This window comes from Sphingomonas phyllosphaerae 5.2 (assembly GCF_000419605.1).
GTDB lineage: Bacteria > Pseudomonadota > Alphaproteobacteria > Sphingomonadales > Sphingomonadaceae > Sphingomonas > Sphingomonas phyllosphaerae_B.
The window spans coordinates 2,959,731-2,974,028 of the sequence record NZ_ATTI01000001.1 but is presented as its reverse complement, the minus strand read 5'-3'; the positions used below and the strand labels follow the sequence as shown (position 1 = coordinate 2,974,028).

The following is a 14,298-nucleotide window of genomic DNA, read 5'->3' as shown; positions in this document are numbered from 1 at the left end:
GTCGCGATGACGAGGCCGGGCTGTTTCCCGATTTGCCCGAGCCCTCCTAAAATGGCGTTAATCACTGAACATATATCGGCCGGTCGCCGCGAAGGGATCGGGAGGATTAATTCGTTGGCAATCAATGTTGCGCATTGGTCCGGGACAAGGGGCGATCCCGCCCGAGAGATCAACGACTTGCCCGAAGCATGGAAGTATAACGTGCCTGAACCGCAGCAGGGCGAACTCGCGCGCCAATCGGTCGTCATGCGAGCGATCGGCTCGCCGTTCGTCGCCGACGTCCTGGCGGCGGGTGAGCGGCAGCTGCACCGGGCCCCGCGCACCGCCACGATGCTGGCGAACTGGCCGGGCGACCCGTCGGCAGCGGCGGTGGCGATGCGCTTCAACGCCGCGCTCCATGCGCTGGCGCGCCGCAACACGCCGCCGGTGCTCGGCGCCCTGTACCGCGGCACGCATGACGACGTCGACGGCGCGGTGGGTGCCGCGCTGACGGGCCACGATTCGTTCATCGCCGACTGGATGCGCGATCCGCCACAGACCAACGAAGTCGGCCGCGCGGCCGCGATCCTCGCCGCGTTGATGGCGGTGCGGCAGCGTTTCGCCCTGCCGGTCGAATTGCTCGAACTCGGTTCCAGCGCCGGGCTGAACCTCAACCTGGCGCGCTATGCCTACGATCTCGGCGGCGTGGCCGCGGGCGATCCGGCCTCCCCGGTGCGCATCGCGCCCGAATGGCGCGGCGCCCCCGCGCCCGACCAGCCGGTGGAGGTGGTCGCGTCACGCGGCGTCGACCTGCATCCGCTCGACCCCCACGATCCGGCGACGTGCGAGCGATTGATGGCCTATGTCTTCGCCGACCAGCCCGCGCGGTCGTCGCGACTGTCGCACGCCCTGGGCCTGGCGCGTCGATATCCCCCCACGTTGACGCGCGAAGACGCCACGACGTGGCTGGCACGGCAGCTGGAAACCCCCGGGGTCCCGGGGCGGGTGCGCGTCGTGTTCCACTCGATGGTGATCCAGTATTTCGGGATAGACGAGCGGTGTCGCCTGCTGGAGACGATCGCCGCGGCGGGCGCACGCGCCGATCGGCTTCGGCCACTCGCCTGGATCTCTTTCGAATGGAATGCCGCGCGGACCGCGGTGGAACTGCGGCTCACCTGCTGGCCCACCGGGGGTAACCGCCTGCTCGCGACGTGCCACCCCTACGGCGGGTGGATCCAGTGGTGCGGCGGCCCGTCGCAGAATTAACGAACATGAACCCCGGCTTTATAGAGGCTTAACTAATCGCCGATAAGACCGCAATAACAACGCTTAACACCCGCAGCGTACAGGCGCTGTTCCGTCGACAGGAAGACTTCTAATGTTCAAGACCTTGAGCATACCCAAAAAGCTGGGTTTCGCCTTCCTCGTCATCAATGCGTCCGCCGCGATCATGATGGTGGTGTTCTTCGCGAATATCTGGATGATTCGCGCAGCGACCGAGGGCAGCAATCACAGCCAGGAAGTCTATGCCAAGGCATTGACGCTGGAAACATCGATCCTGCGCGAGAACAGCCAGTTGCGAGGCTATCTGGTGACGGGCGACTCGTCCTACCTGAAGTCCTATGACGAAGCGCGCGCCGAATATGACGAGACGACCGTCGCGCTCGGGTCGCTGGTGACCGATTCGAAGAGCCGCGAACTGGTGCTCACGTCACGTCGCGAAACCGCCAGATGGCGGCACGACTGGAGCAACCGGCTGGTCGAGATGGTGAAGTCCGGGCAGCGCGAGGCCGCCGAACAGGCGGTGCGCGACGCCGGGAAGAAGGTGCTTACCAGCGCCGTGGTCCTGCCCTTGCGCGAGTTGCGCGAGCAGGAAACCGCCGCGATCGAGCAGAATGCCGCGCACCAGTCGCAGGCGATGACCACCGCGACGATCGCGCTGGTGCTCGGCGGCCTGGCGCTGATCGGCATCGCCGTCATTCTGCAGATGGTGCTCAGCCGCAGCATCGCGCGCCCGATCACCGCGCTGACCGGCCGCATGGCGGATCTCGCCAACGGGAAGAACGACATCGACGTGCCGGTCGTCGACCGCGCCGACGAACTGGGCGACATGGCGCGCGCGGTCCTGGTGTTCCGCGACGCCGCGCGGGCCAAGCTGACCGCCGATCAGGAGCGCGAGCTGGCGATGCGCGCGATCGGCGATGGGCTGCATCGCCTGTCGGACGCGGATCTGACGGTGCGGCTGGCGGCGTTGCCGGGCAGCTTCGGCGTGCTGGCGAAGGACTTCAACGACGCGGTCGGCAAATTGTCCGACCTGACGCGCAACGTTCGCCACAGCGTGGAGACGATCAAGCAGAACGCCGATGAGATCAGCCAGTCGGCGCGCGATCTTTCGGCCCGCAGCGAGCAGCAGGCGTCATCGCTGCGTGAAACCGCCGCGGCGATGGACGAGATCACCGGCACCGTCCGGGAGGGCGCGTCGAACGCCGCCAACGCCAACGGCGCGATGGCCGAGGCGCGCGACGCCGCCGAGCAGGGCGGCGAGGTCGTCCGCAAGTCGGTGGTGGCGATGAACGGTATCGACCAGGCCAGCCGCGAGATCGCCGACATCATCAGCGTGATCGACGGGATCGCATTCCAGACCAACCTGCTGGCCCTGAACGCCGGCGTCGAAGCGGCGCGCGCGGGCGAAGCGGGCAGGGGCTTCGCCGTGGTGGCGAGCGAAGTGCGCGCGCTGGCGCAGCGTTCCGCCGATGCGGCGTCGGACGTCAAGACGCGCATCCTCTCGGCGATCAACCACGTCCAGTCGGGGGTGAAGCTGGTCGACGAAACCGGGCACGCGCTGGAGAAGATCATCGATCGCGTCGGCAGCGTCAGCACGGTCATGGCGACGATCGCGCGCGCTTCGGAACATCAGGCGCAGAGCCTGAGCCAGGTGAACATCGCGATCAACGAAATGGACAGCGTGACGCAGCAGAACGCCGCGATGGTCGAGGAATCGACCGCCGCCGCCAACCTGCTGGCGCGCGAATCCGAGCAATTGGCCGGAGCCGTAGCGACGTTCACGGTCGAGGATGCGCCGATCCGCGCGATGCCGGTCGCGGCGGCACCGCGGCCGCGCCAGGTCACCGCCCCGGTGCGCAGCGCGCCCCGTCCGGTGCGCGCGGTCGGCAACACCGCGCTGGCGACGGTAGAGGACGACTGGTCGGCGTTCTGAGGCGCCGGAGCGGTTTCCCGACCACGTTGCACCACCGTCATCGCCGCTTCGGCGCTTGCTACGCGGCGGGGTGATTTCAGCCGGGGCGAAACGACCCGCCCCGCGATCAGCGGATCAGCCGCCGCAACGCGGCGCGCGATATCGTACGGTCGCTCCACGCGTCATCGGGGAATGCGGCGAAGCGGCCGGGGGCGCTGACCTGTCACGTGAGGCACGGCGTCCGGACGCACGTCGATCCCCGGCCCGGCGGACGTCTCATCATCGTCGCGCCAGGCCTGCCCACGGGTCAACGAGCGCGGCAGGTCCGTTTCAAAACGATCAGCCGGTGAACGCCCCGATTTCCGCGACGGTCATCTGCCCCGCCGGGATCGCGGGCGCGTCGAAGCGCAGGCGCAGGTAGCGCGCCTGTCGCGCCCCGAAGGCGATCCGCTGCGTCGCGAGGGCATAGGCGATGTTGCCGAACTCGCCGGTCGCGGCGGGCGCCCAGGTCTTCCCGTCGACGCTCGTCTCCGCGGCGTAACCGCGGGGAGGAGCGGTATCCCTGGCGATGGTCCGCGACGGCGTCAGGCTGAATCCGGCCAGCGACAGCGCGCGCCCGAGATCGAGCGTGACGCCGGCGGGGCGCGCGGCGGTGGGCGACGGCACCGTCCAGCGCGTCTGCGCATCGCCGTCGATCAGCGCCTCGGCGCCGGGACCGCTCGCGGTGACGATCGACCAGCCGTCACGCGGGACGATCGTCGGGTCGGACGACCGCGGCGCGGCGACCGCCACGGGCTGTACCTGCCGGAACAGCGCGATCTCGCTGATCGCGGGGCAGGCGGGGGCCTCGATGATCCGCAGGCGCAGGCGGCGGGCCGAGGAGGGCTGCGGCAGGCGGACGATCCGCTGCGCGCCGATCCCGTCATGCTCGGCGACGGTGCGCCATCGTCCGGCCTCCTCCAGATCGATCGCGAACCGCGTGACGCGCACGCCGAGCGGCAGGAACTCGCGCACGCGGATCACGTCGAAGGTCCGCCCGGGCGGCAGGTCGAGCGTCAGCGTCGGCGTCGTGTCGCGGTCCGGGGTCGACCAGTAGCTGTCGCGCCGCCCGTCGAGCACGCGCGCCGCCGCGAACGCGCGTCCGCGCTCGGCACTGGCATGGGCCACCGCGCCTTGCGCGAGATCGCGGGCATAGGTCTTCGCCTGCGCCTCGCCGAAGCTGCGCAGTACCGCCACGTCGTGATCGGCGAGCCGGCCGCGGCGGTCCGGCGGAAGATTGAGGTGCATGTTGGTCCCGCGTCCCACCGACTCGTCGAAATAGCGCAGCAGCCGCGCGGGGGACTTCACCTTCGCATCCTCGTCGGCGTGGTAGAACCAGCCGGGGCGGATCGAGGTGTTGGTCTCCGCCGGCCACCACAGCGCCGCGCCGCGCACACCCGAATTGCCCTCCGACTGGACATAGGGATGGTCCGGCATCGTCGGCCAGCACGGATCACCCGCGACGCCATCCTCGTTGCCGACCCAGCGGATGTCGCTGCCCAAGGGGTCGAAGGTGCACGCCATCGGCTGATGCCGGTGTACCAGCGCGATGATCGACGGCCAGTCGTAATATCTCGGCGCGTCGATCTTCCGGGTCTCGCGCGCGCCGCCGTAATAGCCGTCGCCGCCATTCGCGCCGTCGAACCAGAATTCGAAGAGCTCGCCGTAGCGGGTGCAGAGCTCGACCACCTGCTTGCGGTAGTAATCGATATAGGCGGGACGGCCGTATTCGGCATGGTTGCGATCCCACGGCGACAGGTACAGGCCGAACGCAAGCCCGGCGCGGCGCGTCGCCTGTTCGATCTCGCGGACGATATCGCCCTTGCCGTTCCTATAGGGGCTGTTGCGGATACAATGCTCGGTCAGCATCGTCGGCCACAGGCAGAAGCCGTCGTGATGCTTGGCGGTCAGGATGATCCCGCGCATGCCGCCCGCCCTGGCCGCGCCGACGATCTGGTCGGCGTCGAAGTCGCTGGGGTCGAACAGCTTCGGGCTCTCGTCGCCATAGCCCCATTCGCGATCGGTGAAGGTGTTGATCGAGAAATGCACGAAGGCATATTGCTCGCGCATGTGCCACGCGAGCTGGCGCTTCGACGGTGTCGCGCCCCACGGCCGGGGTGCCGCGCTGCCCTGCGCGAGCGCGGGGAGCGCGGTGGTGGCGGCGCCGGCGGCGATCAGCGCGCGACGGGTGAGATCGGTCATCGGAGGTTCCTGACGAAAGCGGACAAGGCGACGGCGGGCGGCGGGATCATACCGGCGCGCGCCCGGACGAGGGCGGCCGATCGGCCATGGCACGCCCGAACGCGCGATTGGGCGTCGCGCTCATCGTGAAGCGCAACGTGCCGCCCTTCACGAGCTCGGCATGCGCGATCCAGCTTTTCGTCCACGGCCGGCCGTTCCAGCTCACCGCGCCGACATACGGGGTCGCTTCGGTGTTGCCGGGCGCCTCGACGACCAGTTGCCTGCCGCCGGGCAACGTGACGGTCGCGCGCTCGAACAACGGCGAGCCGAAGACATAGGCGGCCTCGACCGGATCGACCGGGTAGAAACCGAGCGCGGACATCACGAACCACGCGCTCATCTGCCCGCAATCGTCGTTGCCGATCACGCCGTCGGGCGCGTTCTTGTACATTTCCGTGCAGAGGCGGCGGATCATCGCCTGCGTTTTCCACGGCGCGCCGACAAAGGCATAGAGGTAGGCGGCATGCTGGTCCGGCTCGTTGCCGTGCGCATATTGGCCGACCAGCCCGCTGATATCGGGCGGCGCGTTCTTCGGCAGCGTCGAGGGCGCGGAGAACAAGGCGTCGAGTTTGGCCTCGAACCGCGCCTCCCCGCCCATGTGCGCGATCAGGCCGTAGATGTCGTGCTGGTTGAGGAACGTCGCCTGCCAGCCGTTCGCCTCGGTATAGTCGCGCCAGCGATCGGGATCGTGGCCGAGCTGGATCGGGTCATAGTCCTTCCACCACCCGCCGTCGGCGAAGCGCGGGCGCGCGAAGCCGACCGCCGGATCGATGACGTTGCGCCAGTTGCCGCTGCGCTTGCGCAGCCGGGTCGCGTCGGGCGTGCGCCCGATCGCCTGCGCGAGCCGCGATGCCGCCCAATCGTCATACGCATATTCCTGCGTGCGGCTGACGCTTTCGTTGACGCGATCGGCCGGGACGTAGCCGAGCCGGTCATAGGGTTCGCGGCCCTGGCTGCTCTCCAGATCGGGGGCGGCGAAGTCGAACGAGCGCTTCGCGATCGCCGGCCACGCCGCGGCGTAATCGGCGCGGATGCCCTTGGCCTGCGCCTCGGCGAGCACCGGGACGGCGTGCCAGCCGATCATCGTGCCGGTCTCCACGCCCTGCAAGGGCCAGACCGGCGGACCGTACGGGCTCTGCTGCGTCTGGCGGATCAGGTCGGTGACCAGCGAGGCGGCACGATCCGGGGCGATGATCGTCAGCAGCGGGTGGAGCGTACGGTACGTGTCCCACAGCGAATAGGTCGAATAGGCACGCTGCCCGGCGGGGAGCGCGTGCACCTGCCGGTCGAGCCCGACGTAGCGCCCGTCGACGTCGGAGAAGAGCGTCGGGGCGACCATCGCATGATAGAGCGCGCTGGCCATGATCGCGCGCTGGTCGGCAGTGCCACCCTCGATGCGGATCGCGTCCAGCTCGGTCGCCCAGCGGCGCGCGGCCGCGCGGCGGACGGCGTCGAAGTCGCCGCTGCCCTCCGCAGCGAGGTTCGCGCGCGCGCCAGCGACGTCCACCGCAGAAATCCCGCAGCGGATCAGCAGCGGCGCGGCGCCGGCGTCGTCATAGAACAACACCGCCTTCACGCGCTTGCCCGCGACGCGGCGTGCCCCGGCGGGTTGCTCGGCATCGGCGTCGCCATAGAAGACGATGCGGTCGGGGCGACGCGAAAGCTGCATCGCGAAATGGACGCGGCGGCCCCTGGCCCAGCGGAACACGCGACGGCTGCCGGTCAATGTCCCGTCGGCATCGATCGCAAGGCTGGCGTCGTCGATCAGCGGGCGCGCGCCGGGCTTGTCGGCGATCAGGTGCGACAGGTCGACCAGGATGTGCCCGGCGCCCTTCGGGAAGGTATAGCGATGCCAGCCGGTGCGGTCCGTCACGGTCAGCTCGGCGCGCACGCCGTTCTCCAGCGCGACGCGGTAATAGCCGGGTTCGGCATGTTCGTCGGAATAGCGCTGCCGATAGCCGGCGTCGGGATCGGCGAGCGGGCCGGGAAGCAACCGGACCGGGCCGCGCGCGGGGACGACCAGCACGTCCAGCATGTCGCCGATCCCGGTGCCCGACAGATGCGTGTGGCTGAACCCCATGATCGACGCGTCGCCGTGGTGATAGCCCGAGCAGGTGTCCCAGCGATCGACATCGGTGTCGGGCGACAGCTGCACCATCCCGAACGGCAATGTCGCACCGGGATAGGTGTGGCCGTCGCCACCGGTGCCGACGAACAGGTTCGGCGCAGCGCGCGGTGCGGACGCGGCGAACGCCGGCATCGGTGCGGCGGCGATCGTGGCGGTGGTGGCGAGCAGCCCGCGGCGGGTGAGCATCGGCGTGTCGTTCACAGCGCTTCCTTCAGGATCGCAGGGTGCGTGCGCGCCAGGCGCACGATCAGTTCGCCGAACAGCCCATTGGCCCAGGCGAACCAGTGCCGGGTCCACTTGCCCGGATCGTTCCGGTCGAAGGTCTCGTGCATGAAGCCGGTGCCACCATCGGTGTCGCGCAGCGTCTTCAGGCAGGCGCGGATGATACCTGCGTCACTCGTCGACAGCGCGCGGACGATCAGCGACATCGGCCAGATCTGCCCCAGTCCGACGTGCGGGCCACCGATCCCCTCGCCGGCGGTGCCGCGGAAGAAATAGGGGTTGGCCGCGCTCCACGCCGCCGCCTCGGTACGCCGCCACAGCGCGTCGTCGGGTGCGACGCAGCCGAGATAGGCCAGCCCCGACAGCGACGGCACGTTGGCGTCGTCCATGAACATCGCGTTGCCGAAGCCGTCTACCTCATACGCCCACACTTCCGACCCGTCGCGCAGCCGCATCGTGCCATATTGCCGCAACGCCGCCTCGACCTCGGTGGCGAGCCCGATCGCATCCTGCGCCAGTGCCGCGTCACGCGCGGCTTCGCTCGCGACCGCCGCCATCTGCCGCAGCGCAGTCGCCGCGAACAGGTTGGACGGAATGAGGAACGGATATTGGCAGGCGTCGTCCGACGGGCGGAAGCCGGAGACGATCAGCCCGACCGGTCGCATCGGATTGCCCCAGCCCTCCAGCGGCATCGTCTCCGTGGTGCGATTGGAGGTGCGCAGGAAGCTGTACGGCCCGCGACCGTCCTTGCGCTGCTGTTCGCGGAAGGTGCGGATGCTGGCGCGGGCGGCGGCGGCCCAGGTCTTGTCGAAAGGGCGCGGATCGCGCGTCGCCTGCCAATAGCCATGCGCGAGCCGCATCGGGTAGCAAAGCGAGTCGATCTCCCATTTGCGCTCCGCGACGCCGGGCTTCATCTCGGTCTGATCCTTGAGCGACCATTCCAGCTCGGTCATCGCCGCCGGATCCTGCGTGAAGGCGTTGGCGTAGGGATCGATCAGGATCGAGCGCGCCTGTCGTGCGATCAGCCCGCGGAACAGCTCGCCGAGCTTCGGGTCTTCCTTCACGAGGTGGAGATACGGCGTGACCTGCGCCGAGCTGTCGCGCAGCCACAGAGCGTTGATGTCGCCGGTGATGACGAAGGCGTCGGGCTTTCCGTCGACCGCCCCCATCTTGACCGTGGTGTCGAGCGTGTTCGGATAGCAATTGCCGAACATCCAGCGCAGTTTCGGGTCGGCGATCTGTCGCGACACGCGCGCGAGTTCGCGCTCCACTGCCGGCGAGGTGAAGCGGCGGTCGGCGGGGGCGGGGCGTTTGCTCGCAAGGCCGGGGGCGGCGGCACCGATCGCGGGGGCGGCAGCCAAGGCGGCGGTGCCGGCGAGAAAGTGGCGGCGGGTGGCGGTCATATCGAGTTCCTTGGTCGGGACGTCGTTTCGCCCCCGTCACGTCGGCACGCGCCAGAGTGACGAGAAAGGCGGACGGGGCATTTCACTTCGGCAGGTCCACGTCCTGCCCGGTCACGGTGAAGTCGGTCCACGCGCCCGGTGCACTGTCGGGCTGCCCACCGCCCACCCACAACCGGTAGGCGCCCGGCGCGATGTGGCGGCGACCATCGCGATCGACGATGCTCATCATCCGCGGATCGATCGTGAAGCGCGCGCTGGCGCTCTTGCCGGCGCGCAGCGATACGCGCCGGAAGCCGACCAGCTGGCGTTGCAGCACCGGTGCGGTGAAGCTGGCGGCGGCCGCTTTCGGCGGGACCAGATACGCCTGCACCACCTCCTCGCCGTCGCGCGTGCCGCTGTTGGTGACGCGCGCGGTGACGGTCAGCGGCTGGCCGCTCGCCACGCTCGCCGGTGCGGACACCTGCGCATAGCCGTACGACGTGTACGACAGGCCGTGCCCGAACCCCCAGAGCGGCGAGCCCGTGAAGTAGCGATAGGTGCGCTCCTTCATCCCGTAATCGACGAAGGCGGGCAGATCGGTGGTGGCCTTGTAGAAAGTGACGGGCAGCCGCCCGGACGGATTGGTCGCACCGGTCAACACGTCGGCAAGCGCGGTGCCCCCGGCCTCGCCGGGATACCACAGCGCCAGCACCGCATCGGCGAGCGTCGGATCGACCGCCACGGCGCTGCCACTCGCCAGCACCAGCACGAGCGGCTTGCCGGTCGCCTTCAGCGCCGCGAGCAGCCGCTGCTGCGCGAACGGCAGCGCGATATCGCTGCGATCGCCGCCGACGAAGCCCGGCACCTGCACCTGCAATGCCTCGCCCTCGAGATCGGGAGAGAGCCCGCCGACCATCACCACCACATCGGACTTCCGCGCGGCCGCAACCGCCTCGGCAAGCAGCGGCTCTTCCGGCGGCAACCACAGCAGGCGGAAGCTTTCGTCCTGGCTGGCGTGGTTCAGCACCAGCTCCAGCGGCTGCGGCCGGCCGCCGCTGTCCCATGCGATCTCGACGCGCCCCTTCGGCAGCGCGCCGTCGTGAAGCACGCGCCCGCCGATCGTCAGCGTCGCGGTGTCGTGCGTGCTGCAATCCTTCCAGCATTGCGCCTGGTCCAGCACCAGCCGGTAGGTGCCCGGCCCCGGCGGCGTCAGACGCGCCGTCCAGCGCGCGACATAGCCCTGCGCCGGCAAGCCGGGGGCAGGGGGAACGCGCGTGAGATCGAGGTCGATATGCCGCTCGGCGCGCTTCAGCACCTCGCGTCCTGCAACGCTGTAGCTGGCGGCAAGGCCGGTCAGCGCGGTTTCGGGGAGCACCACCGGCGCGCCGTCCGCCAGCACCGATCCCTGCGCATACGCCACGCGGGCGAACCGCTGCCGCAGGCCTTCCAGCGGGGTGACCGGCGCCACGGCGGTGCCGTGGTAATTGGCCTGCAACACGCCGAGATCGTCGGCGTTCGCGCCGATCACCGCCAGCCTCGTGCTCGCGGCGAGCGGCAGGCGCCGGCCTTCGTTGCGGAGCAGCACGATCGCCTTGCGCGCCGCCTCCAGCGCGAGCGCGCGATCGGCGGGGGTGTTGATCGCATCCGGCCTGATCGACGCCCACGGGCTGGTCGCGCCGAAGGCGATGCCGAGCGTCCGACGCGCGTCCAGCGCCCGGTGGAGCGCGGTGTCGACCTCCGCCTCGCCGACCAGTCCGCGCTTCACCGCCGCGGGCAGCGCCGCGTAGGTGTTGCCGCAATTCAGGTCGTTGCCGCCGCGGATCGCCGCCGCCGCCGCCGCCGCCGCATCGAGCCGGTAGTGGTGGAACAGGTGGATGTTCGCGATCGCATCGCAGTCCGATACGGTAAACCCGGTGAAGCCCCAGTCGCGCCGCACGCGATCGTTGAGCAGCGCGCCCGATGCGCAGGCCGGGGTGCCGAGGATCGAATTATAGGCGCACATCAGCGACTGCGCCTTGCCCTCGGTCACCGCCATGCGGAATGCCGGGAGGTAGGTGGCCTCCAGATCCTGCGGGCTGGGATCGACGTCGAAGCCGTCGCGGCCCGCCTCGGGGCCGCTGTGGACCGCGAGATGCTTGGGCGTCGCGATCACCTTCGGGTGGAGCGGGTCCGGCCCCTGCAATCCGGTGACGAAGGCGACGCCGAGCCGCCCGGTCAGATATGGATCCTCGCCGTACGTCTCCTGGCCGCGGCCCCAGCGCGGGTCGCGGAAGATGTTGATGTTGGGCGACCAGATCGTCAGCCCTTCGTAGATGCGGCGGTTGGCGCCGACCGGCTGCGCATTGAACTTGGCGCGCGCCTCGGTGGCGACGACGTCGCCGATGCGGTGGACGAGGTCGGTGTCCCAGGTCGCCGCCATCCCGATCGCCTGCGGGAAGACCGTCGCATGACCATTGCGCGCGAGGCCGTGCAGCCCCTCGTTCCACCAGTCGTACGCGGGCAGGCGGGCCGCCGCGTCGGCCGGCGCGGTGCTTTGCAGCTGCGCGGCCTTTTCCTCGATCGTCATCTTCGCGATCGCCGCTGCGACCGGATCGGCGGGCGCGGGCGCAGCGACGGCGGCGGTGGAGGCGAGCAGCAACGGCAGCGCCGACCAGCGCGCGCACATCAGCGCCGCTCCGTCAGCTGTACGCCGGCGACCGCGTAATACGGGTCGCCGAGCGGCGAGGTGAACTGGAAGCAGATGTCCTGATCTCCGGTCATGGCGGGCAGGCTGCCCGCGAAGGTGAAGCGTTGCGGCGCGGTGGCCGGATCGGGCAGCGGGAAGGCGCCGAGCGCGACCGGCTGCACCGTCGTGTCGCCGGCCTTGCGTGCCGCCGCCGCCGCGACGCAGCCGAGCTGCACCAGCAACTCGCCGTGCGGCGAGACGGCGTAATGCTCGCGCAGCCTGGACTGGTCGTGCGCCAGCGCCCAGTTGCGGGCCAGCCGCACCACCTCGATCCGATAGCCGCCGGCGAGGTCGAGCGGCGCGGCAGGATAGATCGAGCAGGTGTCGAACAGGTTCAGGTTGAACGCCGGCGACGTGTCGGTCGCGTCGGGGGTCAGCGGTACGCGCAATCCCAACGTACCGGGCGCGCAGGCGGCGAGTTGCGCGTTGCTGCGCGCCAGCAATGCCGGGCGCGATGTGTCGAACTGCCGCACCGCCGCGGTCGGCAGGCCGGCGGCGTCGAAGGCTGCGGCGCGCACGACGACGCCGGGCGCCAGCGACAACGGTGTGCGATACGGGCGCGACCGCGCGGTCGGCGCCGTGCCATCGGTGGTGTAGCGGATCGTGCCGTAACCGGCCTGCGTCGCCAGCGTCAGCGGCACGCGCCCGCCGCGCAACGCGGCGCCGCGCTTGCCCGGCACCGCGAAATCGACCGCGAACGCGCTGTCGGCGACGGTGACCCCGGCGCGGGTCCAGCGCTCCGACTGCCGTCGCACGCGCGGCAGGAAGCCCGCCAGGTCGCGCGCCTGCTTCGCGGACCAGGTGATCTCGGCGATCGCGGCGGCGCGCGGGAACAGCTTGTGCTCGACGGCGGCGGGGGTGACGAGATACTCGCTCCACGCATTGCCCTGCGCGCCCAGCACATGCTGCGCCTTGTCGGCGGCGATCCCCTGCGGCAGCGGATCATAGCCGTAGACCGCCGCCAGCGTGCTCGCGACATTCTGCCCGGGCGGTTCGTCCGGCAGGGTGCTCTGCACGCGATCGAGGTAGAGCGGCGTGCCCGGCGAGAGCACGACGTCGTGGCCCTGGTTCGCCGCGGCGACCGCCCCCGCCTCGCCACGCCACGACATGATCGAGGCGGAGGCCGGGAGCCCGCCCTCCAGTATCTCGTCCCAGCCGATCAGGCGGCGACCTCTGGATTGCAGATACTGACCGAACTGGTCGATCATCCAGCCTTGCAGCGCATTCTCGTCCTTAAGCTTCAGCGCCTTGATCTGCGCCTGCACCTCGGGGCTGCGTTGCCACTGGTCCTTCACCGCCTCGTCGCCGCCAAGATGGACGTAGGTGCCGGGGAAGACCGCGATCAACTCGTCGAGCACCTCCTTGACGAATGCGATGCCCTTCGGCCCCGGATTGAACAGATAGGCCTCGATCCCCCAGCGGTTGCCGACCGGCGGCCGGTCGCCGAGCATCCCGAGCTCGGGGTAGGCGGCGACGAGCGCGGTGGCATGGCCCGGCAGGTCGATCTCGGGCACGATCGTGATGCCGCGTTCGCCGGCATAGGCGACCAGCGCACGCAATTCGTCCTGCGTGTAGAAGCCGCCGACGCGCGCTGCGGGCGCCGCGCCTCCGGTCGACGGCGCAGTGCGCCACGCGCCGACCTCGGTCAGTTTCGGATAGCGTTTCACCTCGAATCGCCAGCCTTGATCGTCGGTGAGGTGCAGGTGGAGCGTGTTGAGCTTCACCGCCGCCATCTGGTCGACGATCCGGCGGAGCGCGGGCAGCGGCAGGAAGTGGCGCGCGGGATCGATCATCAGCCCGCGCCAGCCGAAACGCGGCGCATCGTCGATCGTGACCGCAGGCACGCGCACCGGCTGGCCGATGCGCGCGTCGGGGCTCAACATCTGCACCAGCGTCATCGCGCCATGGACGAAGCCGGCCGGCGCGGCGGCGAGGATGCGGATGCCGGCGGGCGTGACGGCGAGGCGATAGGCTTCGTCGCCGGTCACGCTCGCATCGCGGTCGAAGCGGATGCGCGCACCGGCATCCGCCAGTGCGAGCGTCAGCCCGCGCGTGGTGCGGACATGCTCGACCAGCAACCGCGCGGCCGCCGCCGCTTCGGGCACGGTCGCGGCGACCGTCGTACCCTCGGCGATCGTGATCGCGCCCTTTGCGGGAACAACCGATTGCGGCAGCGGGAGCAGCGACGGCGACACCTGCGCGCTCGCGGGGGCGACGATCGCTGCGGCAAGCGCGGCTCCGATCGTGGCGACGGCTGCCTTGCCGGTCATCTCAACTCCTTGGTCTCGTTTTGGTATTAGGGCCATCATGCCGTCCGCCACGAGGCGCGTCCATGGGGTGCGGACATAAAAAATGGGCCTCCGTCGATGACGAAGGCCCAGGCTCA

The 14,298-nt window shown here is 69.9% G+C and carries 7 protein-coding genes; 2 read left to right on the top strand and 5 right to left on the bottom strand.

The features are described 5' to 3' along the window. Nucleotides 1–201 precede the first annotated feature (201 nt). The gene (locus SPHPHY_RS20225; RefSeq protein WP_022687312.1) at nucleotides 202–1,245 is read left to right on the top strand and encodes a DUF2332 domain-containing protein; all 1,044 of its coding nucleotides are present in this window, start codon (nucleotides 202–204) and stop codon (nucleotides 1,243–1,245) included. Between the two features lie 112 nt (nucleotides 1,246–1,357). Beyond that, nucleotides 1,358–3,196, top strand: coding sequence for a methyl-accepting chemotaxis protein (locus SPHPHY_RS0113985; RefSeq protein WP_022687311.1), 1,839 nt, complete (start codon nucleotides 1,358–1,360; stop codon nucleotides 3,194–3,196). A gap of 318 nt (nucleotides 3,197–3,514) precedes the next feature. On the opposite strand, the gene SPHPHY_RS0113980 is transcribed toward SPHPHY_RS0113985, so the two are convergent. From SPHPHY_RS0113980 to SPHPHY_RS0113960, 5 genes are all read right to left on the bottom strand, one after another. Continuing rightward, a complete protein-coding gene (locus SPHPHY_RS0113980; protein WP_022687310.1) occupies nucleotides 3,515–5,416 on the bottom strand; it encodes an alpha-L-fucosidase in 1,902 nt (633 codons plus the stop codon). A 46-nt stretch (nucleotides 5,417–5,462) separates the two neighbouring features. Then, the gene (locus SPHPHY_RS0113975) at nucleotides 5,463–7,769 is read right to left on the bottom strand and encodes a GH92 family glycosyl hydrolase (protein WP_028056927.1); all 2,307 of its coding nucleotides are present in this window, start codon (nucleotides 7,767–7,769) and stop codon (nucleotides 5,463–5,465) included. An 11-nt stretch (nucleotides 7,770–7,780) separates the two neighbouring features. Next, nucleotides 7,781–9,208 (bottom strand): glycoside hydrolase family 125 protein, encoded by a 1,428-nt coding sequence (locus SPHPHY_RS0113970; protein ID WP_022687308.1) that lies wholly within the window; start codon nucleotides 9,206–9,208, stop codon nucleotides 7,781–7,783. An 82-nt stretch (nucleotides 9,209–9,290) separates the two neighbouring features. After that, nucleotides 9,291–11,852: a glycoside hydrolase family 3 C-terminal domain-containing protein gene (locus tag SPHPHY_RS0113965; RefSeq protein WP_022687307.1), complete on the bottom strand. Its 2,562-nt coding sequence runs from the start codon at nucleotides 11,850–11,852 to the stop codon at nucleotides 9,291–9,293. Continuing rightward, nucleotides 11,852–14,182: a beta-N-acetylhexosaminidase gene (locus SPHPHY_RS0113960; RefSeq protein ID WP_022687306.1), complete on the bottom strand. Its 2,331-nt coding sequence runs from the start codon at nucleotides 14,180–14,182 to the stop codon at nucleotides 11,852–11,854. The genes SPHPHY_RS0113965 and SPHPHY_RS0113960 overlap by 1 nt, the downstream gene beginning before the upstream one ends. Nucleotides 14,183–14,298: the final 116 nt, after the last annotated feature.